Genomic DNA, 22,049 nt, shown 5'->3' on the forward strand with positions numbered 1-22,049 from the left:
AGCTCCACAAGCGCTGCCCTCGGGCGGCGAGCAGTGGGCGCTTTCAACGCCTTTAACACTGGGCTTTTCCTTGATCCGGGCGGCATCGCGGTCATGGTGAACACGTTGACGTGCTCGATCCAGTCGGGTCGGATCTGGATCTGCACCCGCCCACCGGCCGCCGTGGACAGCACCGATAGCGCGAGCGAGCCGGGCAGGTCGACCGGGACCTGGAAGAAGTCCGCGACCGCGGTGACATACTCCCCGAGCCAGTCCGGCAGCGCCTCGGTCGGGAACACCGGCAGAGCCTGCTTTTCCGGCAGTGGCAACGGTTCCGGCCACGCGCCGGTCGGCGCATCGGCGAGCAGTTCGCGGCCGGTGGCCAGCAGGTCGTCTGTGTCCCGACCAGACGTTGCGGCGTCGGTTATGCGGGTGCCGAGCGCGATCATCGCCCGGCGCCGGGTGTGATCGGTCAGGATCTTCGCGTAGTAGCCCGCTTGCGCCGGCACTACGGCACTCCGGTGGATGCCATGAATGGCCCCGATACCGCCGGCGCGGTCCAGTTCGCCGGCCGAAACCAGGTGGTTGACCAGGGCGACCGGTTCGGTGGGCTGGCCGGCGGTGTGCAACTGCGTGAGCGCGGACCAGATCACCGCGTGCGACGGCCGGTAGAAATCCTCGCCTGTCAGCTCGGTCAACTCGTCCAGCACGGCGCCACTGAGCATCACCGCACCCAGGACCTTCTCCTCAGCGTCGGCGTCGTGCGGCGGCATCTGCTCAGCCACGTCGCTCTCCCCCACCCTTTCTCGCGCCCATGATCATGCTCGCTCGCCGGCCGTACGCCGCCGTTTCCTTGAGGCGGCAAGGAAACCGGGTTCAAGCCGCCGCTGACGGCCGTAGTCGACCGCCCTCGGGCAGCGGCGGCAGCGGCGGCACCGTGCCGGCTGGCGCGAGCAGGTGCGCCGGGACACCGGACGCGTCCGCGACCCGCTGGCGCTGGTTGGTATCGGCGAGGTCGACCACGGGCTGGGCGTTGCAATGGCCGCACTGCTGCGATCCGTACGGCAGCCCGACGTACAGGTGCGCCGGGCAGAAAAAACCGGCCACACCCCCGATTACTGCCCGGGTAGTCACCACACAGGTGGAACAGGCCGCGGTGAATCGGGATACTGCACGCCGGTTCGGCGCAGACACTGACCACCTCAAAACCCGCCAGGCGCCCGTCAGGCATCTGGAATCGCGGCCGGTCCCACCGGCAAAACTCGCACACCTGGTCGGTGTCGGTCGGAGCGTTGTCGTTGCACATATCGAATTTCTCCTCTTTCGGGCGGCGATCACTTGCGGGTAGAGGTGGCTGTTCCGACTCTTTTCCTATCCAGCTTGAAAAGATGACCAAAGTGCGGTCGGGAAGTAGTCCGCCTGGGTGGGATCCGCTAGCCGTTCGTCGGGACCTGACAAGTCGAACCAGCTCCCGAAGTCATCGACCAAGCGGCAACGCGTGCACTCGGCGTTGAACGTCGAGTGGTCACGGCACAGTGTGAGTTCCCGGACGTACGTGTAGCGGAAGTCGTGCGCGTCGGGAACGTCGTCGTCGCTGAGTCCCAATGCAACGGCCCGGTCGTGCATTGCTGCCGTGATCTCAGCCATGGTCGGTGGGCCCAGGATGATGAGGTGGTCGCCATCCTCTCCGAGATCGAGGTACTTCAGTCCGTTTTTGGTGGTAGAAGCGCCCTTGACCACGTTGGTGGGATAGATCGAGGTGGGTTCGACTTCGTCCGGTAGCGCGGTTTCCGATACAGCGGTGGAAAACTCGGAAGCGATGATGGTTTTCGACATCAGTGTTGATCTCATTTCCGGTTGTATGAGTTAGGCGATCTGGTCGAACAGGCTGGCGAGCTGGTTACCAAACAGGCTCGGTGTGCTGATCTGACGGTTGCTCCACAGCACTTCGGTGCGGCGGCCGCCGGCGCCGCCTTGCGCGGTGACAGCGTGGAATTCGACGCGGTCCCAGCCCGCGTACAGCTGGTCGTAGAGCGGCGATGGGTAGCCGGACAGGACGACGCAGGCCCGGGCCGTGGTCAGAAGGGCAGCCAGCTCGCGGTGCGAGGCGTCACTAGTCATCTCGTGCCGGTACTTCACGCTGTTGCGCGCCGATCCGAGGTACGGCGGATCCGCATAGATCAGCACGTCCTTGTGAGCGCCGTACGCCTCGATGATCTCCAGAGCCGGCCGGCACTCCAGGCTGACGGCATGAAGCCGCTCGGCGACCGCGGCCATTCGCTCGACGTAGCCGGTGAGGTAGCCCGGCATCGAGGTGCCCGATCCGGCCGGATCGAGGTAGAGACGCCAGCCGGTGCGCGTGAAGCCACCGGTCCACCCTTGCGACAGCAACACCCAGATCCGCCGCGCCCGCTCGATTTCCTCGTCAGCACTGTTGAGGTCGTACGCCGCCTGGTGCTCGGCGCGGCCATGCGGTGTGAGTGCACAGGCACGAACAAGCTCGGCGGTGCGGTCACGCAGGACCCGCCAGAACAGCATCAGGTCGCCGTCGAGATCGTTGACCGTCTCCATCGCCGCCGGCCGCTTGGCCAACAGGACCGCCAGCGAGCCCGCGAACGGCTCGACGTAGTGCTGATGCGCCGGCATCCGCTCAGCGATCCTTGCGGCAATCCGGGTCTTCCCGCCGTAATACGCGAACGGTGGCTTGACGTTCACCGCGCCACCTCTTCAGCCACGCCGGAGCTGGATCCGCCGGCCCCGCAGAACAGGTCGGTGAGCCTCAGCACGAGCCACCACCGAGGCCCGCGTTTGGTGCGGCAACGGGCTGATTGATCGGTGGAAGAGTGAACGCGACCTGGTCGGGCACCCGTTCGCGACTGATCACGGCGATAGCCCCGACGAACCGACCAGCGCCCACGATCAACGGCATCGACCGGCTGGAGTCGTTGCTGTGACTGCCCGCCGCGCGGAGTTTGACCGGGCCGGTGAGCTTGTCGAACCTGGCCAGATATTCCGGCGAGACGTACGCGTCGAGCAGCGTGCCGACCGCGGTAGTACGTGCCGCGCTTTTCTCCATGATTGCCCGGAAATTCGGGTACGTCGCGGGGCGGGCGTAGTTGATCGGCGACCGGTAGCGTCCGGCGTTGACCTCCAGAATCCATTCGGTGCCGCGCCCGGCGTCCGGCGCGGTGTCGGGGTGAACGGCGTCGAGGGTGAGCTGGTGCACGTCGGGGTCGGCGGCCAGTCGGCGGATCAGGCGCAGGTCCAGGTGGGACAGCGTGAGTTGGTACGGCGCGCCGGTGGGTTGGCTGTCGCGGGCCGGTTGGAGGTGGTAGGCGCCCATCGTGAACCGGTCGGTGGCATAGAGCCACATGTCGGTGCCGGTGAACTGGACGAGCGCGTGCGTGAGGATGGGAAGGTCGTCCTGGTCGGGGCTCAGATGCGGAGTGATCACGCTAATCGCGTAGCGGAGCTGGGTGGCGTCGACAAGGAAGGGCATGGTCAACGGGCTCCTGTCTGGCGGGGGTGAGAAGGTGGCGGTGATCAGCACGTCGATGACGTGGGCGGCGCGCTAGCTACCACTTGCGTAGGCCGGCGAACTTACGGCGGGCGCCGATGGCCTGCTTAAGCACTCGCTGTCTCAGCTTTGTCTGGCTCAGGCTGTTCACGCGGGTGAGTCCCAATTCGGCAGCGATCGCGAGCAGGCTCGTCCGGTTCAGGTGCTGGGCGTCCAGGAACGCGGCGCCCGCCTCCTCGGTGTCTGTCGCCCTCAGATGCGCGGCGATGGTCGCCGCGGCGGTGTCGGGCTCGCTCGCGGTGATCGGTGGCGCGGTTTTGGAGTTCTCGTTGTCGTGTCGGTAGAACTCGGTTTTGGCTGCGTTGGGGGTGGTGTTGACGGCTTCTTCCATCGTTTGGTGGCGTCGGTTCAGGTTGTTCAGGGTGTGGTGGGCTACGTGGATGATGCTGTTGGTGGCCTCGAAAACGTCCATGAGGTTGCTCACCGTTTCGGTGTCCAGGTCGTTCGCGGACAGCGCTGCGGCCATGGTGTCGGCGGCGTTGGCGAATTCCAGTGCGGTGGTCGCGATGGCGTGTAGTACTGCGCGAGTTTCGGTGATATTTGGTGCGCAGCTCATGTGTTCACTCCTGGTTTTGTTGTGGGTGGAGGGAAGGTGTGCCGAATGGGGGCGTGGGCCGTGTACGGCCCACGCCGACGGGGGTTAGGGCTGGTGAGAGTTGGATTCGGTGGCGTGCTCGGCGGCGTCGGTGAAGTAGCGGCGATAGCGCAGCCAGCGGCGGAGTTCGCCGCTGCCAAGGGCCAGGATCATCACGCCGAGGGCGACACCGCCGGTGATGATGGCGATCCGCAGGACCAGGTCGCGGGCGATGGGGCCGGGGCCGGTGGCGTAGTAGAGACCGAGCAGGGCCAGGGCGCCGATGACGACCATGCCGGTGATGTCTGAGACCGCGCTGGTGATTTTGGTCAGCACGTACTGGGTGCGGGTGACCTTCATGACCCGGACGAGCTGGACCTCATCGGTGTACGGGTCGGCGTTGTCGTCGGTGCCGATGGTTGGGGTGTTCATATGTGCTCTCCTGAAAATGTCGTGGGAATTGGTGTGCGGGTGTGAAAAGTTGCGGGCTCAGGCGGCTGTCACCTGCCGGAATTGCAAGGGCGTGCCGGGACGGCGCTGGTCGCGGCGCCGGATGTTCGGCCGGTAGGTGACAACCGGCTCGTCGGCGTCGGTCGGTTGGTGGGTGACGGCGAGGTCCCGGTTTCGGGCTCGGTACATCGCATCGTCGGCGCGGGCGAGCAGGGCCTGCCAAGTGACGTATTGCGGGTCGGCGACGGCGATGCCGACGGTGATCCGTACGACGGGACCGCCGGCGGCCTGGGTGAGGCGGGTCAGGGCGGTGCGGCCCGCCCACGCCAGCCGGGTGGCCCACGCGTTCGGGTCCTGGTCGGTGGGTGCGGCGAGAATGGCCGCGAACTCGTCGCCGCCGATACGCGCGACCGTGCCGTACGAGTTGAGCAGGTCCTCCAGGACGTGCGCGGTGGTGATCAGGGCGCGGTCGCCGGCGGCGTGGCCGTGGGTGTCGTTGATCTGCTTGAACGCTTCGATGTCGATCAGCAGGCACACCAACGGCCGGCCGAACATTGCTCGGCACGTTTGCGCTGTGTCCCGGGCCGCTGCGTCGAACGCGGCTCGATTTCCCAGTCCCGTCAACGGGTCGGTAAATGCCCGCTGATTCGCGTCGGTGACCTCGACGTGCAGATCTGCGATGGTGCGGGCTGTACGGGTCAGGTACCACCCGGTCGCAGCTGCCGCGGCGCTGCCGGCGGCGAGGCCGGCGACCGTCGCGAGAACGTCGCTGTGGAGCAGGGTGTGAGTTGTGCCCCGGATGTTCATGATGGCTGTCCTTTCGTTGTCTCGTAGGCGGATCAGAAGGGCGGGTTAGAACGGCGGTTCGTTATCGACCGGTTCGCTGGTCCACGGGTCATCACCAGCCGCACCGCCACCGGTGGTGTGGGGGTTTGGTGCGGGTGACTTTTTTGGTGGTGGCGGTGGCGAATTTCAGGGACGGGCCGAGGTCGTCGACGGCGAGCCCGTAGGAGCTGCGTTTCTCACCGGTCGCGGTTTCCCAGTGCGACTGCTCCAACCGGCCGGAGACCACGACGCGGCTGCCGCGGGTGAGGGACGCGGCGATGTTCTCGGCGATCTCGCGCCAGGCTTTGCAGCGCATGAACAGCGGGTCGCCGTCGACCCAGTTGCCGGCCTTGTCACGGCGGCGTTTGTTGTGCGCGACGGTGAACACCGTCCACGCGGTGCCGTTGGGGCTGAACCGCAGTTCGGGATCCTCGGTCAGATTTCCGACGATCACCATGGTGGGGTCGATGGACATGCCGATCTTTTCCTTTCTCTGGAACGGATTTAGAGGACCGTGGTGATGCCAGCGAGGGCAACGACAGCGACGGTGGCGATGAGCAGGTCGACACCCGCGCGGATGAGGCGGTATTTCGACCGGGCAACGCCAGCGAGGTAGATCAGCTCCGCGGCGGCGTGTTCGTCCGCCTCCCGGGCGTACCGCTCGGCGATCCGGGGTAGGTCGATGGGATGGACGCCGGCGTACGGGTCCGTCAACTGCTCGACGGTGGCGCCGGCGTGGCCCAGGACTCCGCCGGTGCCGCCGAGCCGGGGCCGGATCGCGGCGGCCAACATTCCCGCGGCTGCAGCGGTGATGGCCCCGGCGACGGCGGTGAGCGTCGCGGCGGCCGTGGGTGGCTTCAAGGTGAGGATGGCCAGCAGGACGGTCAGGATGGTGCCGGCCAGGCCGAGCAGGGCGGCGGCTTTGCCGTCCGCGCGAGTCAACTCCGTACGGATGGTGGCCGTGTCGCCGGCTAGCTGCGCCCGGTGGTCGATGGACTGCACGAGATGGTTCCTTTCGATGAGAACGCGGAAAGTCGGGGTGGGTGGTTGGTTGGGTGGTCAGGCGGCCCGGAGTGGGGCGTCGGTGGGCTGGTGGTCGCCCGGTGTGGCTGGGTAGGTCGGGTCGTAGGTGAGGACCTGGCCGACGAGGTCGAACTGCGGGTGGCCGGTGCCGCGGTACGGCGTGCAGGGGTGGTAGGCCAGTGCGGCGCCGGCCGGCCGGTCGGCGGTGTCGCCGAGCCGGACCGCGGCGCTCTGTTGGATGGTGAAGTCGTCCGCGAAATACCAGCGGGCATCCAGTGGCCCGCCGGAGCAGACGACCAGGGGCTTCTGGATCGGCCACCGTGCAACGCACTGGACTGGAGCGCGGGTGGTCTTGCGGTGAATGGTTCTGGTGGTGGCCACGGTGGTGGTCTCCTTACTGGTCAGTCCGGTGACATGTGGGGGTGTGTGACTCATGTCTGGGTGGGGCAGTTTTTGTTGCTCAGCAATGGGTGGCAGTCCCAGACCACGTCTTCGACGCTCTCGGTGACGGTCACTGTGGGAGCGGCCGGGTCGGGGATTTCCTTTGTCACTTCCCGGATCCCGACGACGCGTCGGGTGCAGACCTCGGCGCGGTCGGCGATGACCAGGACGTGGAGGCCGTGAAGGGCGCCTTTCAGGTCGAACGCGACACCGCGAACGACTTTGTGCACCGGGCCGGGTAGTGCCCGTGCGATGTCGGCGAGAACGTTCCGCTGATCGGTGTCTCCGGCGAGGATCCAGGTGAGATGTCCGCCGAACGCGCTGCGGCCGCTGTACGGGAGTGGCACTTCGGGGTGTTTGTCGAGCAGGTCGGCTAAAGCCCTCAAACCGGCCGTGTACTCGCTTCGCTGACTCAAGGAGCTGTTTTCTGGCATGGCTTCGCTCACCCTTCCTTTCAAGGAATGTGTGCAATAGCGGGGAGAATGCGCGGTGCTGGCTCTGTTCCGAGATAGGGAAGACTCGTACCGCAGGGCTATGCGGCGGTGTCCTCTTCGGTGGTGTCCGGGTCGGTGAGGATGTAGCGGCCGTGGCCGCTTTGGCGGACCCGGCCGTCGGTGATCAGCTTGGCCAGCGCGTCGCCAACCGTACGCAGGGAATGTCCGCTGACCCGGTTGACGGCTTGCGCGATCTCGCCCTTTTTCATCTCCTCGCCGCGCTCGGTCAACACCTGGAGCACCACATCGGCCGCGGTGCCACCACCGGTGGCGTTGTCGGTGGTGTTGAGGGCGTCGGTCGTGCCGGCGGTGCGGTTCATAACCGCGGCGACGGCGGCGGGGTCGGTGAGGTCGTTGAACGCATCGACGACGGCGGCGAAGTCGTCGAATGCTGTTTTGCGGTCGGCTCGGGTGGCGTAGTCGGGGCCGGCGGCCATGACCGAGAGGTTGTCCAGCTGGACTGGGGTGCCGTGGGTGGCCCATTGGAACGGGTCATCGACGTAGTGGGTGCGCATTGGTGCCGGTCGGGAGGAGGCGCCGAGTAGGTAGCCCATGCCGCCGGTGGGTTGGCCGTTGGGGAACGTACGGGGCAGTCGGTGTGGGTCGACGGGGATGGTGCCGTTGAATGCCATGCCCCGAGAGTGGGTTGGCGGTGCGGAACACGATCACGTTGCCGCTGGCCAACGAGTCGCGGATGGTGGTTGACCCGCCGAGTTGGTCCAGGAGCGGGACCTGCACGATCAGCCGGAGCCGTACGCCGCATTTGCGGGACATCTTCGCGATGTCCTCAACCAACTCGCGGGCCTGCTCCAGGCGCAGCAGTTGGTGGGCTTCTTCGATGGTGACCGACAGCAGTGGGATGTCCGGGGTGGGGTCGAAGTGGGCTTTGCCGCGGCGCTTTCGGCCTTTGTCGTCGGTCCAGGACATGGTGGCGAAGTACGCGTTGCGGGTCAGCATCACCCGGTGCACCGCGCGGATCATCCGCATGCCTTCTTCCAGGTCGCGGGCTGACCAGGGCACGTTGTCCATCCAGTCCGGCAGTGACTGGCCGCGCTGCGGGTCGATCACCCAGGACACGATCAGTCCGGACGCCCGCTCGTACGCCAGCAGCTCGTCGACCAGGCGTGACTTGCCGGACCCGATCGCGCCGGCGATCAGGTCGTGCACCGCGCCGCTGCCGGGCTGGTAGAAGCGGTACAGCGCCGGCTCACCATCGGCGTAGATCCCGATCGGCGCGATCCCGGTCGCCGGGTCGAACTCGCCCGGGCCGGGCCACGGCAGCGTGTCGTGCAGCGGGTTCTGCGACAGCACCATCAGCCGGGCCTCGGACGCTCGACCGGACGCGGTCGGCTCGATGACCAGGGAGCCGGGTTCGGCGTCGTACGCGGACATCACCATCTCGGTCGCGCTGATCGCGTTCTGCGTCGCCAACTTCCCCGGCGGCAGCTTGATCACCCCAGCCCAGCCGTTCTTGATCGACGCGACATCGGTCAACTTCGCGCCCGGCAGGGCATAACCCGACGCGCCGACCCGCTCGTTGAAGATCTCGACCACCGAGCTGTCCGCGACCACCTGCACGCCCCGGATGCGGTGATGCCACCACCACGGAAACGCCACCGCCACCCCACCGAGCCACAACACCGCGGGCATCGGTCGCCCAACGCCGTACCCGGCGGCGACCGCGAGCCACCCAGCGGCTGCCAGGAGGGATACGACGGCGTACAGGCGCTCGGCGACCCGGTCCAGGTGCAACCACCGGCGCCCGCCCACCACAGCAACCCGGCGGCGATCGGAGCGATCACCAGCACCGACCTGGTCGCATCCGGCCGGCCCGCAATCACAGCACCGGCCAGCCAGGTCAGCACGATGCCCAGGATCGGCGCGAGCTGGCGCCGGTACCGCCACACCAACCGGCGACCGGTCCGCATCGCGCGCTTGCCGCGGGCGGGCTTGCTACCGCCCACCAGCACCATGGCCTGCCCGCCGGACATCTGCCCGGAGAACATCGAGGCGAAGTCCTGGGCGGTACGGCGGCCCTCCTTGTTCACGGCCTTGGCGATCTTACGCACCTGGCGGCGGTTCGCCTTTCCCAGTGGCTTGCCGATCATCGGGGTCTCACCTCCAAAGTTTTAGGTCCGTCTAACGAGAATGGGTGGCCGGCCTCGCCGGGTGCAGTGGTCCGGCCGGCCTCCCTGTGCGGAATCTAGGAGTGCTTGTAGAAGTCGGTCTTGGCCGCGTGCGGGGTGGCGTTGACCGCCTCCTCCATCGCGCCGTGGCGCTGGTTCAAACCAGCCAGCGCCTTGTACGCCGCCGACCGCAACCCGTTCGTGGCCTCGAAAATCTCCATCACCTCACCGATGGTGTCCGGATCCACGTCCTGAGTCGCCAAACCGGCGGCCAACTGATCCACCGTCTCGGTGAACCCCTGCGCCTGCTTCACTATCGCGTCCAACGCCTCACGCGTCTGAGCGATGTTGTTCGCCTCACCCGATACCGCCATGGTCAACTCCTTCTCGTCGTTCTTGGCATGCGTTGGCTGGTGCTCACCGGTCAGAACGCCGGCCGGTGTTTTCGCTGTCGTCTCCGGTCTCTTTTTTCCTCCTCCGTCGGAACGCCGCTGTGGCTTGCGTCCCACTCGGCAGCCGCGGCCTGCTCTTTCTCCTGACGGCGGGCCGCGAACTTGGCATGCTTCTTGCGGCCTTGCTCCCACCCATCGGCCCAACCGGCACGAATCGACTTGCCAGCCGATCGGCTGAGCCGAGTCGTAATCTTCAACGCGGTCAGGGCGCCCGTGCCAGCCGCCAGAGCCCAGCGCACCGGCGACAACCAGCTGTGCGAGCGGCGGATCTGAGCGGCTTTCCGACTGGCGTCCCGCTTGACCTTCGTGATCCCTTGCCGGATACCTGACCGGGTATCGGCCAGCAACTGCTTGCCGGCACCCATCAAGGCCCACGCCAGACACGCGCAAATCAGAATCATCACGCACCACCTAGAAAATCGATCCGATGAAACCTGACAAAAGACCAGCGATCATCGCGATCGCGCCGGTCAACGTCGCGCCGACGGAGCCCGGAATTCCCTGTGCCAAGATGGGCAGCACCAGTCCGATACCGGCCGTTCGCGTCTTTGCGCCCTTCTTGGGCCACATGTCGTGGATGTAGATGACCGTGAGTACCAGCGAGAGGACGAACGGAACTGCGATCCCAACTACCGTGGCGGTAACGTGGCCGACCATCGTCGATGTCCAGCTGACCGCCGAGGTCAAGATGTGACCGCCGATACCACCTGTAATGGCCGTGCCACCGACAAGCGTCAATGCGGCCGTAGTCTTCTTGAAGATCTTGAGGTAAAACAGCACTCCCGCCAGTGCGAGGGCGATCACCCCACCAATCGTGCTGAGAACCATCTCGAATACCCGACCTTTCCTAACTCGCCAGCCAGACAACGGCAATGACAAACAGACCGAACAACAAACGCATCGGACGCTGCAAAACCCACGCCAGCGCGTACAAGAGAACCGACGCAGGAATCCCGATTCCGATCGCATAAAGCCGCCCCAAAGCTGCGAGAACCGGCGAGTCGTCACCAGCCCACGGCGCAGCTTTCGCGTAACCAGCAAGGTCAGCTATCGATGCTGGCGCTTCGCGCCATAGCGATACCTGGACAGTTGCCGCCATGCGCTCTCGATCGGCGATCAGTGCACGCCATCGCGCAATACGCTCCGTGATCCAAACGGGCGGTATCCTCGCGCGCGTGCCCGCACGACGCGGCTCCGCGTTGGGCGCCGAGTCGACGGCCGATAGTGCTGCCGCATCTTCGGCTGCCTCATCACGCTTAGTGAACTCCACACTCATCAGGCCACCTTCGTTTTGTTGCTTGCAAGGGACTCGGTCGTTGCGATGAGGTCTCGGCAGATCGTCTGAGCGGCTCGATCCGCGTCCTCCTCGGGAAGCCTTTTCAGCGTCGCCTGGAGATATTCGAATGCGGCAGAGAGCTGCTCGGTGGGCGCCGTTCTTGACTGAATCCGATCCCGAAACCACGCCTGACGCCGAGATTCTCGGTCGCGTGCTCCCTTTTTCATTCGATTCCCCTTATGCCGCAGCCGAACGGCTGTTTGCCGCGCGAATTTTCTGCCTCTCTCGCTAACTGATTTACCGCCCCAGATCCCAAACGGCTCCCGATTTTCCACCGCCCATTCGAGACATTCGCGCTGGACAGGGCATATTGCGCAGATACGCTTCGCGTCTCGGAAAGACCCGCCCTTTTCGGGAAAGAAGATCTCCGGATCGACCTGCGCACATATGGCTCCATCTACAAACGGCGGGATAGTGACCGCTGTGCGTACCGGATCGCTTCCCTTGCGCGTCCTTGGCACGATCACACCGGTTACCGCCGGAGTGATGCGGTGGAGAGTGATCGCGGGCTTACGCAGCTTTGGCACTGGATTTCCCTTCGTAGCAGTCGATGCATCTGCCGCCGTAAACCAGCGGAAGTACGTATCCGGCATCTCGGCGGCAGTCGCAGCACGTACGTCGAGCCGCGGTTGCCTTGCTGATCGCGGCGAGCTGCGCTGCGGTTGGCTTGCGCTTTGGGACGCAGAGGTCGATCCGGTACAGCCACGCGAAAAGTCGGTCGCCGCCGCGGCGGATCGCACCAGCAGGTTCGTGCCCGCCGGGAGCGAGTCCGGTCTCACGGAGCTGGCGACGTGTCGCGTACCCCACCGGAGCGCATCTCCAGTCCCAGACTGGAAGCCCACGCCAAATGTTGGCGCTTTCCAGCTCCACAGCCAGGTACGTACCCGGACGCGCCGTTTTTGGCTGTTGAGCTGCGGAATTGTTGCGTACTCGCTCGGTCGTCACGTCGTGCCCGAGAAGGCGCGCGTTTCGCTCGATCTCGCGAACCTGTGTTGCCGTCAGGCCGGTGGACTCCGACAACGGAATCCGGCCCCACCAGGTACACACCCGGTACAGCGGTTCGGTCTGCGGGTTCATGCGGCACCGCCGACGCTGGCATGGGCGAGTTCGGCTTCGACGGCGGCGTGTACGGAACGGACCCGGGTCAACTTGTCCAGGGCCGCGAGGTACGCGCCGTCGTCGAGCACGGGCCTCTCTCCGGCAGTAGCGCCGGGTCGTACCTCGGCCTCCTGCCGAGTGAGGTCGACAACGACCTCGGTCTGAGTCCGTGCGGACTCGGCGACCCGCATCAGGGTTCGCAACGTGGCGGTCAGTTCTCGCTCGGCCCAGGCATGCCGTGCCTCGATGGCCGGCCGGCTGTCCGCGCTCATTGTTGGGCCGCCGCGGTGCACCAGTCGGCGAACAGCGTGACGCCCTCGGCGTCAAAGCTGCTGAGGTCACCGACTCGGAATGGAACTCGAACGGTGCTGAAGGTGCCCAGCAGACGGACCCTGGTCAGCTCGGAGCTACTCATCACAGAGATCGCGTCGACCTGCGGGGTACTGGATGGTCCGGCCGCCAGCCACTGGTCGTAGGCGGCATCGTCAGACGGGGCTCGGTGATCGCGCTCGTATCGCTTCCACGCCGATCGGTGCTGGTCCAGTGTCACCAAGGTCAGCGCGAGCTCGTCGAGGTCCAACCCGAGTCGCCCTTGACCGTCCCTGCTCACCAGGTCCGGAACGCGAGCGACCAGCCGCGCCAACATCGGGTGGCGACCGAGCAGCCACAGCGCCGCCGCGTACGGATGACCGGCAGGCGGAGTGGGAATGGCTGTGGTGTTCGGCCAAGCAATCAGGTCGGCACGCGGCCGGCGGTTTCTGGTCATGAGGTGGGTCCTCCGTTCGGGTTACGCAGCAGGTCGGCTTCGGCCAGTAGCCGGCGGGCGCGGTCGGCGCCGATGCCCAGCGCTGTCTTTGCGGCACGCACGGACACCGAGCCGTCGGCGTCGCGAGGGGTCAGGGTTGGATCGGCGAGGATGACCAGCAAGTCGGCATCTGAGCGCGCGATGACCGCTGCCGTCTTCGCCCGTCTCGGGCGGGTTGTCTTGGGCCGCTTGCGCAGCTGCACGTTCACCGGCGCCGTGACCTTGGCTGCGGCGGCGGCGACAGCTGGTGTGGAGTCCGGGACCTCGACCGGGCCAGTGCCGGCGGCCGGGGTCCCGGAAGACTTGGACGCCTTCTTGGTCGCCATCTGCGGGTGGCGTAGACGGTGCAGCAGGCGCATCAGCAGTTCGTACGAGCCGATCAGTGACAACGGCGGCCATGCGGCGATGACGGTCGCGGCGATCGGGTGGTGCCAGCCGTGCAGCACGTTGGCGGCCACACTCACCGCCGCGCCGGCGGTCACCAAGACATAAGCGAGCCAGTCGCGGCGGCGCCCCGCCAGCGAATCGGCGAGCAGCACGACAGATCCCGCAATGACCAGGCCATCGACCGAGAGCGGGAACAACGGCTGGCGCCACGCCGGCTCACCGTTAACGGCGGCCCAGTCATGCATGTGTCCGAAGCTGATCGCGCCGGCAATCAAAGCGACGCCGGCAACAGAGATCACCGATGCCGCAACCAGCACGATGCGATCAACGGCGACCTGATCGCGGTCAACAGGCGCCGACTGCGGGCGGCGATCGAACCAGCGCCGCCGAGCCCGCTCGGGCGCGGTCTCAACTGCCGCCGGTTTGACGACCGGCGCGCGCGACCGGAATCGCGGTGTAGTCGTTTATGGACTCGGTCAACTCGGCGAGCCGCTCCGGCGAGAGCCGTCGCGCCTCAGCCCGATCGAGTGACTTCATCGGCGGCCGCATGATCAGGCAGCTCCGTCCTGGGCGACCCAGTCGGAGGCGTCAACGAGCCCGTGAGCCTGAATCGCAGCAGCCACCATCTCGTTGATGGCGCGGGCCGGAATGACGAACCGACCACGGATACGTACGGCCGGAAACTCCGCGTTGTTGATCGCGGTGTAGAGCATCCGCGTCGAGATGCTGAGCATCCGCGCGACTTCGGCAACCGTGTAAAAACGCGGCGCCGGTGGCGCCATCTCCCGTTTGACCTCGGTCTTCATCTGGTTCCTCCGTAGGCGACGATTGGACTAGTGTGCACGAGAGTACACTAGGTCAATCGATTGGCAAGGGTTTGGCTGAGCGGGTTGCGAGACGGGAGTGCCCTAGCTCAATTACGGTCTTCGAGGACCGTGAAGGCAGATGACCCGCGTCCGGCGTTCGTGCAGGTGGCGGACGAGCTGCGACAAGACATCCAGGCCGGCACCTTGCGTGGCGGGCAGCAACTTCCGTCGTGGCGCGCACTCGGCAAGAGGTTCGGTGTTACGCCATCGACGGTCGAAAAGGGAATCAACATCCTGCGTGCTGAAGGTTTAGTCGAGGCCTCCCATGGCCGCGGCACCTTTGTACGCGACATGGACGCCGAACCTGAACCGAGTGCCGAATACGTGGCGATCATGACTGAGATCCGGGCTCTCGCCGACCAGGTTCGCGCGACGAATGCTCGCATGGCTGAGCTGGAGAAACTGGTCGGTCACCCGACTCAACCGCCGCCGTCAACTGACTGATTCGTTCGCGCATTGAGTCGCTGGCGACGGCAAGTGAACGCAGCTCACGGAGGATCCGTGCACGTTCCAGATTGGTCAATCCGTTGGCCGCCGGCTGCGGCCGGCGGGGCCGGTCGCGATCGGTGTTGGTCATCGTCGATCAGTCCTTCGTACGTCGTGGGTCGAACCGATGCGACGTACTCTGAGGGCATCAGACGCACACGATGCGCAACGTCGTGGGACGTACGAACGTGAAGTTGGGACCCGTACAAAAGTGCGGGTTGGCATGGCGAGGCCGGTGGAGAGTGGCGGGATGGTGATGGAAGGCCCGATCGGTGAGCGCATCCGTATCTACCGCCGCCGGCGCGGCCTGAGCCAGCGAGAGTTGGCCGAACTCGCCGGCCGTTCCGAGTCTTGGCTGTCGCAGGTCGAGCGCGGTATCCGCTCTGTCGACCGCCTCTCGGTTCTCGTCGACATCGCGAAGATCCTCAAGACGGACGTTGAGACGCTGTCCGGTCGTCGTATGGAGTTTGCGCCCAACGGCGATCCGGAACTCGACGGCATGGAGCGCGTACGCGAGGCGCTCAGTGCCTATCCGGCTCTGCTCGGCAGCGGTCCCGTAGTCGCCGATCTCGCGGACCTTGACCAGCTCACGGTCGAGGCTCACCGCCGCTACCAGGCCGCTGACTACGGTTCAGCCGCCCGGATTCTTCCCAGTCTCATCACGACCATCGACAGCGCCGTCGCGCAAGCAACCGGCGACGAACTCCGCCGAGCGCTCGTTATTCAGCACCAGGCGTACGTGGCTACCGCGAAGCTGGTGACCAAGGTCGGCGACGGCCGGCTCGCGTGGGTCGCGGCCGATCGAGCTGTGACCGCGGCTCTTCGTCTCGACTCGCCCATCTTGAAAGCTGCCGCCGCGTACCAGCTCGCGTCTGCGTTCTACCGGTTCGACAGGGGAGCGGCGGAGGGGGAGCGGATCGCGATCGAGACGGCCGAAAGCTTCACCGATGACTCGCCGATGGGCCTGTCCGTTCGCGGCGCGCTGTTCCTGATCACCTCGGTCATGGCCGGGCGGCGAAGTGACCGAGTGGCCTCAGCCGAGCGCCTCGGCCGCGCGCGGCAGCTCGCCGAGACACATTGGACATGACGGCAACCACGGCTGGACAGGATTCGGCCCGACGAACGTGGCCATCCACGAGGTTTCCGCAGCTGCGGAACTCGGCGACGCGCAGTTGGCGATCAGCATCGCGGAGGACGTTGACACGTCCGGCCTTCCCGAAGGCCTTCGCAGCCGTCGCGCCCAGGTCCACATCGACACCGCTTGGGCGTACGCCCAGCACCGCAACGACTCAGCCGTCGTCATCAACCTGATGGAAGCCGAGCGGGTAGCGCCGCAGACGCTGCGATACAACATCATCGTCCGCGAGATGCTGCGAGAACTCCTCAAACGGGAGCGAAAGTCCGCAACGCCAGGCCTGCGCCCACTTGCCCAGCGGTCGGGAGTCTTGCATTGAGCGAGGACAAAGTCATTTACCTGATCGCGGCAGCCGCGCCGCCGGTGCTGGAGATCGAGATACCCATATCTCTCCTTCAAGAATGTGGCTGGCAAGTCTGTCTCATTTTGACGCCTACAGCCGCTGGCTGGGTTGACGTACCTCGGTTGGAGAAGGCAACGAGGGCGGCCGTTCGAGTGTATCCGCGCCGTCCTGGTGATCAGGATCCGCTGCCTGAGGCAAATGTGGTGCTCGGAGCGCCATTGACCTTCAATATGATCAACAAATGGGCCATGGGCGTCAGCGACACCCTGGCCTTGGGAGTTCTCAATGAGTTGCTGGGGGTGGGAATCCCGATCTTTTCGGCACCGTGCGCTAAGGATGCCCTCCGCAAGCATCCGGCGTACGGAGCAAATGTCCGAACCTTGACGGCCTCCGGAGTCCATTTTTTAAACTCTGAGCGTCTAACATCCCGACTTGGCAATGGCCTGGTTACGTTCGATTGGCCGGCGGTTGTGGGTGTGCTTGACGCCGCCTTGTATCCCGGACTCTAGGCGTCTTCGAGATTGAGCCCAGAAAGGTTGGGGCCCGAGAATCGGACGCCGATGCCGCTTCTCGATTGGGACGGGAGTGCAGAGGTAGTATGAACTAACTATGACGCTACTTGATCCCGGTGACGCGAAGGCTCTCGTGGAGCTTCGGGCGATGTTGAGACATGCGCAACAATCCGCGCGTACGACGGCCCGGGTTGGTCAATTGACTGCCTTGATTCTCCTTGACGCGGTTAATGAGCGTATCACGCATATGGCTGCGCAGAGTCTGCAAGGGATTGAAATCAAGTCAAAAGATGGAATCGAAACCATCTATAGTCGAGTCAAGGGAAAACTCGCCACCTCCATGCCTGCAAATAACGGATGGGCCGAGGTGTGGAAGTTGCATCGTGCCAGAAATATTGCCCAGCATGAGGGGATTGGGCCCGACCCGATCAGGATGTCCGGTTGGATGATTGCAACCGAGCGCTATGTTTCGTCTATGGTTCGAGTTGTCTTTCAAGTAAATATCGAAAATGTGCACCTCGCGGAAGCTGTTGCTGATCCTGAGATGGCGGCGCACCTGCACGCTGCTGAAGACTTCCTTGAGCAAGGGGAGTCGGGCTCTGCTGTCGAAGAGGTCTGGCGCGCGTTTACCCCCGCATATAGGAAGTGGATAAACTATTTTGGCGACACGCACGCTAAGCGTCCTTTTCGTCTTCAAGCGGCGGGACAGCTAGAGTTAGATGAGATGATCGTGGCTGCACGGAATGCTGCAGCTGCTCAAGCCTTTGCGATGGAACCTGCCGAATATACCTGGTTTGCCGCCTTGCAGAAGACGCCCTCATTTATGATTGGTCTGGATGATGCACGACAGGCGCTGGTGTTCGCGTTCTGGTGGATTGTGAGATGGGAAGCGGTGGCTGCAATGATGGTCTCGCCCGGACTTCGACGCCAACGCTGGATGGAGAATGAACATAGTTCGAGGACCAGGGAGGCGGATGGGCCGGCGTATCTGGATGAGGTTGAGGTGCGACCGATCTCAGTAGGGCAAGGTCAAACTTCTTTCCAGGTGTCGTTTTCTCTTGTGAATCTGCCGCCGTTGAACCTCAGATTCTTTCAAGACTGGAGTTTAGCCGTTAACGATGGTCTCGCGGCGTTGGCGATTCCAGGATGCACGAAGTGGTCGGCTGCATCTTGGAACATTAATGCCGAGGTGACAAGTGGAGTCGATGTCGAAGCACTTGTGGCGGCGGTTGAGCAGGTACTGATTGATGCGGATGCCGTTGCGGCGCGTGTAGCGACTGGGCGAGTTCGTGACGAGCGGGAGCACCTCCGGGAATGCGATGAATTTGCTCAGCAGATAGATAGTCGTCGCGCTGAGCTTCCCAGCTGGGTGCAGGATATCTATTTGGCTCGGGAGAACGAGGTTGTTCAAGGAACTCGCTCCTCCCGCCTTCGGGTCAGAGTTGCAGAAGGCGCCAGACTGGATCATCAACGAATGAATAGCTGGTTACAGGCGGCGCCATTGGTGGAGAAGTGGGGATTTCCGAGTGACGACGTAGTCGCACTGGAGCCGGAACTGAATATCTCGCAAGTTCTCGGGCTTGTCAGTAGCTTGAGTCGTCCGTCATCATGGCAGCAACTTTCGAAACCGTCGATGAATTCCCTGAAGTTGAGTTGAAAAATGCGCTGGCACGTGCGATTCGCGGCCGAGATCGAAACTAAGGGGCTGGAATCATATAAGATTTCAAACAGTTGATTTGATTGTGTAGTTCCACTCGCCGTGGAATTCGTGCCTGGCTAGCGGGATTGATTCCTTTTGTTGTGTGGTGAGTTTGATTTTGGTGGGATAGAGGAGGTGGTGTCGATTTCGCAGCGGACGGTGAGTCCGGTGGTGGTTGTGGTGTTGGCGATGAGGTTGACGACGGTTTGGAAGGTTTCCAGGGGGCGGCCTCGCCAGTTGAGGCTGATGCGGGAGAAGAGACGGTGTTCGATCTTGTTCCATTTGCTGGTGCCGGGTGGATAATGGCAGACCTTGATCTCAAGGCCGGTTGCTTTGGCGAGTCGAGCTAGTTCGTACTTCCACAACCAGGGACGGGAACCGTTGGATCCGCCTCCGTCGTCAGCGGTGACGAGAAGGCGTGTGGCGTTCGGATACTTCTTGTGTCCCATTTCTCGCCACCAGGCTTCGATGGTAGCGACCGCGAACACGGACGTGTCGTGGTTGACTCCGACCGATACCCATGCACTGTCGTCCGCGATGTCGTACACGCCATACGGGATGGCTTTGCCGTTCGCGTTGGGAAAGTCATAGGTCGAGACCTTGACCGGATTGCCACTTTCCCGCCATTCCCGCCCGGCCTGCGTGAACCTCCCCCGACCAGCTCCTTCTTCTTCGTGTCCACGCTGATCACTGGATCGCCAGTGGTCAGGAAATCTTCGGCGAGTCCGTTGATGTAACGGAACTGGGCGTCACGATCAGGATGCTGTTCACCCTCCAGGGTTTTCCGGGTTCCTTGCAGGCTGTAGCCCATCCCGCGGAGAATATTCCGCACGAGCGTATGACTAGCCGCATAGCCTTGCTCGGTTGCCTCCTTGGCGAGATTGCGAGTTGACTTCGTAGTCCACCGCAACGGGGACTCCGGATCACCTCGCGTTCCAGGCTCAATCAAGGAATCCAAGCAATCCATCAAATCCGGGTCGGCGTCCTCGGCCTTCTTGCGACCCCCGCCAGGAATCCGCACACGACCCCGCGGGACACCATCACCCGCGGCATCCAACTCCCGCACACCCCGACGAATCGTCGGCATGGACACACCGGTCGCGCGAAACACAGCGGAAATCCCACCATACCCCCACGAACAAGCCTCCGTCGCCAACGCCAACCGCCGCTGACGTTCATCCAAAGCCGGCAGCAAACCGGCCAGACGCTCCGCCATCGCAGCAAATTCAACAGATCGATCCTTGGGCACCCCGACATAATACCAAATAATCAGCCAACTTGAAATGTTATTTCATTCCAATTCCTAAGGGCATAAATGTAACTGTTTCGCTCACTACTGTTCTCGATCGGCATTCTTGGCGCTAATGTGTTTGCCGTCTTGTGTCACGACTCCCCAATCCTTGAGTAGCGCTACCGCGCGGTGGGCCGTTCCGACGGAGACGCAAGTCGCCTCTGCTATCTGCTGGATCGTTGGCAGAGCAGTTCCGTCCATGATCGAACCGGACAGAATCTTCTCGCGGAAGTCGGCCGCGATTCGTTCATATGGGTACAGTGGGTGGGTTTTGGCTTGTTCGGATCTGGACTTCGGCGAGGTCGGACGAGCTGGAACGCGATTCGAAAGAGCTACCGAGGCTCGCTGGTCCGCTTCCTGGAGCCACGCCGAGTAGACCTTGAGGGTGGTGACGCCGCCGCCGCTGTGGCCGAGGCGGCCGGCGACGGTGCGTACGTCGACGCCGCCGGCGATCAGCTCGGTGGCTGAGTAGTGCCGGAGGGATTTCAGCTCGGTGTCGATGCCGAGCCGCGCGACCAGGCGGCGGTATCGCTGGCTTACGGATGCCGGCTTCACGTGTTCGCTGTGGTCAGGCGTTGTCGAGAAGACGAAGGCCTCCGGTGAGACCGCGACCTTGAGCTGGTCTGCTCGCTCGTCGAGGCGGGCCAGGTGTTCACGGAGGATGTCAACGGTGACGGCGTCTAGGACGATGTGCCGGCGCTGGTGGGTTTTTGTGTCCTTGATGTACAGCTCGTCGTTCTCGTCCTTGGCGACGGCCCTGCGGAGGACCAGGACGCCGCGGTCGAGGTCGATATTTTTGCGGCGCACAGCGCGCATAGCTCACCGCGGCGGGCGCCGGAAATCATTGCGAGCCAGACGTACGTTCCAAAATCGGGATCCTCGTGTCCGCCACCGTCGAGCCATGCAGCGTTGATGATTCGCGCGGCCTCTTCGGCTGTTGGTGGTTGGGGGTCCGGTGGAGGAGCGGACGGCGGTTCAGCCTGAGAGATTGGGCTGACGCCGATCCACTTCCAGCGGACAGCGCGCTGGTACGCACCGCTGAGCAGGTAGTGGATCTTGCGGATCGTGCCTGCTTTGAGTGGCTGGCATTTGTGTTTTCGACACAGGCGCTTGCATGCGTCGCACGTTGGATCGGCTGGTGAGCAGGCGCGTCCCTTGTGCTCATCGCACTTGTGCTTGCGAGTCGTACGGTGCTGGATTCGCGAGCGCTGTTGTTTGTCACAGTGCTCGCGGCACCGAGCCAATTCGGCGTACAGCGAGTCGAGGATGAACGCGTCGACTTGGCCAAGCTTGAGATGACCGATCAGCGGATCGATGTGCAGCCTGACGTACCGGCGGTAGTCGCCGACGGTGCCGCTCGCGATCGTGCCGCTGTTCGAGAGCAGGTCTAGATGGCGTTCAAGCAGCTGTCGAACGGTTGCGCTCGTTTTCGGGGCTCGTTGTTCGTCGAGTTCGTTCAGCAACCGGGTAAGGGCCTTCTCAGCAAGGTCCCACGCGTTGGGGCCAGCCGGAATCACTTCGGTCAGGTCGTGTCGGCGTTTGCTCACCGGATCAATCCCTGCGTAGACCTTCACTCTTAGTGAGCCGCTGGAAAGGATCTCGATGCTGCCTCGGGAACGGGCGGATCGCCCTGTCGTCGTTTTCACGCGGGCACCATAGGCACCCTCGTGCCACGAACCGTGCCATGACACGCGCTCTGTCAGAAAGACAGGGCATCTGACCTGGTGCCCCCGGGCAGATTCGAACTGCCGACACCCGCTTTAGGAGAGCGGTGCTCTATCCCCTGAGCTACGAGGGCGGACCACCACTACCGTACCGGACGGCCTATCGGCGGGGACGCATGCGGGCGTCGGCTTCGGCGAGGGCGGCGAGGCGGCGGTTGTACGCGCCGAGGGCGTCGTCTTCGTCGATCTCGGGCTCGGGGGCGCCGTCGACGTGTGGTGCCGCCGCGGCGCGGGCGGCCGCGCGGGCGTCGGCACGGTCGGCGGCCCGGTCGAAGCGGCGCTGTTCGCGCTCGTCGGAACGGATCCACTGGTAGAGCAGCGCGAGCACGATGACCAGGCTGGGCACCTCGCCGAAGGCCCACGCGATGCCGGCGCCGGCGCCGGCTGCTGGTCGACCAGCGCTGGTACGCCCCACGGACGGGCCAG

Annotated in this window: 33 protein-coding genes, 1 tRNA gene and 2 pseudogenes; 6 read left to right on the forward strand and 30 right to left on the reverse strand. The window is 64.3% G+C overall.

What is annotated here, in order from left to right:
• From GNX96_RS29270 to GNX96_RS29385, 26 genes and pseudogenes are all read right to left on the reverse strand, one after another.
• Positions 1–764 (reverse strand): DnaB-like helicase N-terminal domain-containing protein (locus tag GNX96_RS29270; RefSeq protein ID WP_163571161.1); only part of this gene is annotated, 764 nt, incomplete at its 3' end.
• A gap of 91 nt (positions 765–855) precedes the next feature.
• Positions 856–1,086, reverse strand: a complete 231-nt coding sequence (locus GNX96_RS29275; protein ID WP_163571163.1) for a hypothetical protein — start codon at positions 1,084–1,086, stop codon at positions 856–858.
• A 264-nt stretch (positions 1,087–1,350) separates the two neighbouring features.
• Positions 1,351–1,815 (reverse strand): hypothetical protein, encoded by a 465-nt coding sequence (locus tag GNX96_RS29280; RefSeq protein ID WP_163571165.1) that lies wholly within the window; start codon positions 1,813–1,815, stop codon positions 1,351–1,353.
• A 30-nt stretch (positions 1,816–1,845) separates the two neighbouring features.
• Positions 1,846–2,694: a DNA adenine methylase gene (locus GNX96_RS29285; protein ID WP_279581777.1), complete on the reverse strand. Its 849-nt coding sequence runs from the start codon at positions 2,692–2,694 to the stop codon at positions 1,846–1,848.
• A gap of 64 nt (positions 2,695–2,758) precedes the next feature.
• Positions 2,759–3,529, reverse strand: a complete 771-nt coding sequence (locus GNX96_RS29290; protein ID WP_163571167.1) for a hypothetical protein — start codon at positions 3,527–3,529, stop codon at positions 2,759–2,761.
• 25 nt (positions 3,530–3,554) lie between these two features.
• On the reverse strand, positions 3,555–4,112 hold the full coding sequence (locus tag GNX96_RS56025) for a hypothetical protein (RefSeq protein ID WP_279581778.1): 558 nt from the start codon (positions 4,110–4,112) through the stop codon (positions 3,555–3,557).
• An 84-nt stretch (positions 4,113–4,196) separates the two neighbouring features.
• Positions 4,197–4,562, reverse strand: coding sequence for a hypothetical protein (locus GNX96_RS29300; RefSeq protein WP_163571169.1), 366 nt, complete (start codon positions 4,560–4,562; stop codon positions 4,197–4,199).
• 57 nt (positions 4,563–4,619) lie between these two features.
• Positions 4,620–5,387, reverse strand: a complete 768-nt coding sequence (locus GNX96_RS29305; RefSeq protein WP_163571170.1) for a GGDEF domain-containing protein — start codon at positions 5,385–5,387, stop codon at positions 4,620–4,622.
• A gap of 45 nt (positions 5,388–5,432) precedes the next feature.
• A pseudogene (gene ssb, locus GNX96_RS29310) lies at positions 5,433–5,880 on the reverse strand (single-stranded DNA-binding protein).
• A 29-nt stretch (positions 5,881–5,909) separates the two neighbouring features.
• A complete protein-coding gene (locus GNX96_RS29315) occupies positions 5,910–6,407 on the reverse strand; it encodes a Pycsar system effector family protein (RefSeq protein ID WP_163571172.1) in 498 nt (165 codons plus the stop codon).
• 57 nt (positions 6,408–6,464) lie between these two features.
• Positions 6,465–6,809 (reverse strand): hypothetical protein, encoded by a 345-nt coding sequence (locus tag GNX96_RS29320; protein WP_163571174.1) that lies wholly within the window; start codon positions 6,807–6,809, stop codon positions 6,465–6,467.
• A gap of 50 nt (positions 6,810–6,859) precedes the next feature.
• Positions 6,860–7,255, reverse strand: coding sequence for a hypothetical protein (locus GNX96_RS29325; protein ID WP_279581780.1), 396 nt, complete (start codon positions 7,253–7,255; stop codon positions 6,860–6,862).
• 146 nt (positions 7,256–7,401) lie between these two features.
• Positions 7,402–7,878 (reverse strand): hypothetical protein, encoded by a 477-nt coding sequence (locus tag GNX96_RS29330; RefSeq protein ID WP_163571179.1) that lies wholly within the window; start codon positions 7,876–7,878, stop codon positions 7,402–7,404.
• On the reverse strand, positions 7,856–8,935 hold the full coding sequence (locus GNX96_RS29335; protein ID WP_279581781.1) for a P-loop NTPase family protein: 1,080 nt from the start codon (positions 8,933–8,935) through the stop codon (positions 7,856–7,858). Before GNX96_RS29335 ends, GNX96_RS29330 begins: the two co-directional genes overlap by 23 nt.
• Complete coding sequence (locus tag GNX96_RS56030; protein WP_279581782.1) at positions 8,854–9,471, reverse strand: hypothetical protein; 618 nt, start codon at positions 9,469–9,471, stop codon at positions 8,854–8,856. The genes GNX96_RS29335 and GNX96_RS56030 overlap by 82 nt, the downstream gene beginning before the upstream one ends.
• A 95-nt stretch (positions 9,472–9,566) precedes the next feature.
• On the reverse strand, positions 9,567–9,863 hold the full coding sequence (locus tag GNX96_RS29340) for a hypothetical protein (RefSeq protein ID WP_163571183.1): 297 nt from the start codon (positions 9,861–9,863) through the stop codon (positions 9,567–9,569).
• Between the two features lie 50 nt (positions 9,864–9,913).
• Positions 9,914–10,342 (reverse strand): hypothetical protein, encoded by a 429-nt coding sequence (locus tag GNX96_RS29345; protein WP_163571185.1) that lies wholly within the window; start codon positions 10,340–10,342, stop codon positions 9,914–9,916.
• A 10-nt stretch (positions 10,343–10,352) separates the two neighbouring features.
• Positions 10,353–10,745 (reverse strand): hypothetical protein, encoded by a 393-nt coding sequence (locus GNX96_RS29350; protein ID WP_279581783.1) that lies wholly within the window; start codon positions 10,743–10,745, stop codon positions 10,353–10,355.
• 43 nt (positions 10,746–10,788) lie between these two features.
• Entirely contained in the window at positions 10,789–11,217 is a 429-nt protein-coding gene (locus GNX96_RS29355) for a hypothetical protein (protein WP_163571188.1), read from the reverse strand.
• A complete protein-coding gene (locus tag GNX96_RS65095; protein WP_390624170.1) occupies positions 11,217–11,804 on the reverse strand; it encodes a WhiB family transcriptional regulator in 588 nt (195 codons plus the stop codon). The genes GNX96_RS29355 and GNX96_RS65095 overlap by 1 nt, the downstream gene beginning before the upstream one ends.
• A complete protein-coding gene (locus GNX96_RS56040; protein WP_279581784.1) occupies positions 11,788–12,324 on the reverse strand; it encodes an RRQRL motif-containing zinc-binding protein in 537 nt (178 codons plus the stop codon). The genes GNX96_RS65095 and GNX96_RS56040 overlap by 17 nt, the downstream gene beginning before the upstream one ends.
• Before the next feature lie 26 nt (positions 12,325–12,350).
• Positions 12,351–12,647: a hypothetical protein gene (locus GNX96_RS29370; protein ID WP_163571191.1), complete on the reverse strand. Its 297-nt coding sequence runs from the start codon at positions 12,645–12,647 to the stop codon at positions 12,351–12,353.
• Entirely contained in the window at positions 12,644–13,141 is a 498-nt protein-coding gene (locus GNX96_RS29375) for a hypothetical protein (RefSeq protein WP_163571193.1), read from the reverse strand. The genes GNX96_RS29370 and GNX96_RS29375 overlap by 4 nt, the downstream gene beginning before the upstream one ends.
• Positions 13,138–13,884 carry a DUF2637 domain-containing protein gene (locus tag GNX96_RS29380; RefSeq protein ID WP_163571195.1) on the reverse strand — a complete coding sequence of 249 codons (747 nt, stop codon included), beginning with the start codon at positions 13,882–13,884 and terminating at the stop codon, positions 13,138–13,140. Before GNX96_RS29380 ends, GNX96_RS29375 begins: the two co-directional genes overlap by 4 nt.
• Positions 13,885–13,975: 91 nt before the next feature.
• Positions 13,976–14,104: a hypothetical protein gene (locus GNX96_RS56045; RefSeq protein WP_279581785.1), complete on the reverse strand. Its 129-nt coding sequence runs from the start codon at positions 14,102–14,104 to the stop codon at positions 13,976–13,978.
• Positions 14,105–14,118: 14 nt separating this feature from the next.
• Positions 14,119–14,373 carry a helix-turn-helix domain-containing protein gene (locus GNX96_RS29385; RefSeq protein ID WP_163571197.1) on the reverse strand — a complete coding sequence of 85 codons (255 nt, stop codon included), beginning with the start codon at positions 14,371–14,373 and terminating at the stop codon, positions 14,119–14,121.
• Between the two features lie 129 nt (positions 14,374–14,502).
• Between GNX96_RS29385 and GNX96_RS29390 the strand changes: the two genes are divergently transcribed.
• From GNX96_RS29390 to GNX96_RS29405, 5 genes are all read left to right on the forward strand, one after another.
• Positions 14,503–14,877, forward strand: a complete 375-nt coding sequence (locus GNX96_RS29390; RefSeq protein ID WP_163571199.1) for a GntR family transcriptional regulator — start codon at positions 14,503–14,505, stop codon at positions 14,875–14,877.
• A gap of 265 nt (positions 14,878–15,142) precedes the next feature.
• Positions 15,143–16,006 carry a helix-turn-helix domain-containing protein gene (locus GNX96_RS29395; protein WP_279581786.1) on the forward strand — a complete coding sequence of 288 codons (864 nt, stop codon included), beginning with the start codon at positions 15,143–15,145 and terminating at the stop codon, positions 16,004–16,006.
• A 37-nt stretch (positions 16,007–16,043) separates the two neighbouring features.
• Entirely contained in the window at positions 16,044–16,373 is a 330-nt protein-coding gene (locus GNX96_RS56050; protein WP_279581787.1) for a hypothetical protein, read from the forward strand.
• The gene (locus tag GNX96_RS29400) at positions 16,370–16,906 is read left to right on the forward strand and encodes a flavoprotein (RefSeq protein WP_163571201.1); all 537 of its coding nucleotides are present in this window, start codon (positions 16,370–16,372) and stop codon (positions 16,904–16,906) included. The genes GNX96_RS56050 and GNX96_RS29400 overlap by 4 nt, the downstream gene beginning before the upstream one ends.
• 100 nt (positions 16,907–17,006) lie before the next feature.
• Complete coding sequence (locus tag GNX96_RS29405) at positions 17,007–18,566, forward strand: hypothetical protein (RefSeq protein ID WP_163571203.1); 1,560 nt, start codon at positions 17,007–17,009, stop codon at positions 18,564–18,566.
• A 66-nt stretch (positions 18,567–18,632) separates the two neighbouring features.
• Here the strand turns inward: GNX96_RS29405 and GNX96_RS29410 are convergent.
• Together GNX96_RS29410 and GNX96_RS56055 are read right to left on the reverse strand one after the other, a co-directional pair.
• Positions 18,633–19,824 (reverse strand): annotated as a pseudogene (locus GNX96_RS29410) (ISAzo13 family transposase).
• 117 nt (positions 19,825–19,941) lie between these two features.
• Positions 19,942–20,706: a tyrosine-type recombinase/integrase gene (locus GNX96_RS56055; protein ID WP_279581788.1), complete on the reverse strand. Its 765-nt coding sequence runs from the start codon at positions 20,704–20,706 to the stop codon at positions 19,942–19,944.
• Between the two features lie 350 nt (positions 20,707–21,056).
• On the opposite strand from GNX96_RS56055, the gene GNX96_RS56060 reads away from it, so the two are divergent.
• Positions 21,057–21,290 (forward strand): hypothetical protein, encoded by a 234-nt coding sequence (locus tag GNX96_RS56060; RefSeq protein WP_279581789.1) that lies wholly within the window; start codon positions 21,057–21,059, stop codon positions 21,288–21,290.
• Positions 21,291–21,621: 331 nt separating this feature from the next.
• Here the strand turns inward: GNX96_RS56060 and GNX96_RS29420 are convergent.
• Positions 21,622–21,697: transfer RNA gene (locus tag GNX96_RS29420), tRNA-Arg, on the reverse strand.
• Positions 21,698–21,723: 26 nt separating this feature from the next.
• Positions 21,724–22,038 carry a hypothetical protein gene (locus GNX96_RS56065; protein ID WP_279581790.1) on the reverse strand — a complete coding sequence of 105 codons (315 nt, stop codon included), beginning with the start codon at positions 22,036–22,038 and terminating at the stop codon, positions 21,724–21,726.
• Positions 22,039–22,049 lie beyond the last annotated feature (11 nt).

The organism is Fodinicola feengrottensis, assembly GCF_010993775.1.
Lineage (GTDB): Bacteria > Actinomycetota > Actinomycetes > Mycobacteriales > HKI-0501 > Fodinicola > Fodinicola feengrottensis.

Coding starts and splice junctions, on each gene's coding strand:
- GNX96_RS29280 (WP_163571165.1), bottom strand. CDS start 1,815: ATGTCGAAAACCATCATCGCTTCCGAGTTTTCCACCGCTGTATCGGAA.
- GNX96_RS56025 (WP_279581778.1), bottom strand. CDS start 4,112: ATGAGCTGCGCACCAAATATCACCGAAACTCGCGCAGTACTACACGCC.
- GNX96_RS29300 (WP_163571169.1), bottom strand. CDS start 4,562: ATGAACACCCCAACCATCGGCACCGACGACAACGCCGACCCGTACACC.
- GNX96_RS29305 (WP_163571170.1), bottom strand. CDS start 5,387: ATGAACATCCGGGGCACAACTCACACCCTGCTCCACAGCGACGTTCTC.
- GNX96_RS29330 (WP_163571179.1), bottom strand. CDS start 7,878: ATGCGCACCCACTACGTCGATGACCCGTTCCAATGGGCCACCCACGGC.
- GNX96_RS56030 (WP_279581782.1), bottom strand. CDS start 9,471: ATGATCGGCAAGCCACTGGGAAAGGCGAACCGCCGCCAGGTGCGTAAG.
- GNX96_RS29340 (WP_163571183.1), bottom strand. CDS start 9,863: ATGGCGGTATCGGGTGAGGCGAACAACATCGCTCAGACGCGTGAGGCG.
- GNX96_RS29345 (WP_163571185.1), bottom strand. CDS start 10,342: ATGATTCTGATTTGCGCGTGTCTGGCGTGGGCCTTGATGGGTGCCGGC.
- GNX96_RS29355 (WP_163571188.1), bottom strand. CDS start 11,217: ATGAGTGTGGAGTTCACTAAGCGTGATGAGGCAGCCGAAGATGCGGCA.
- GNX96_RS29370 (WP_163571191.1), bottom strand. CDS start 12,647: ATGAGCGCGGACAGCCGGCCGGCCATCGAGGCACGGCATGCCTGGGCC.
- GNX96_RS29375 (WP_163571193.1), bottom strand. CDS start 13,141: ATGACCAGAAACCGCCGGCCGCGTGCCGACCTGATTGCTTGGCCGAAC.
- GNX96_RS56045 (WP_279581785.1), bottom strand. CDS start 14,104: ATGAAGTCACTCGATCGGGCTGAGGCGCGACGGCTCTCGCCGGAGCGG.
- GNX96_RS29385 (WP_163571197.1), bottom strand. CDS start 14,373: ATGAAGACCGAGGTCAAACGGGAGATGGCGCCACCGGCGCCGCGTTTT.
- GNX96_RS29395 (WP_279581786.1), top strand. CDS start 15,143: ATGGCGAGGCCGGTGGAGAGTGGCGGGATGGTGATGGAAGGCCCGATC.
- GNX96_RS29405 (WP_163571203.1), top strand. CDS start 17,007: ATGACGCTACTTGATCCCGGTGACGCGAAGGCTCTCGTGGAGCTTCGG.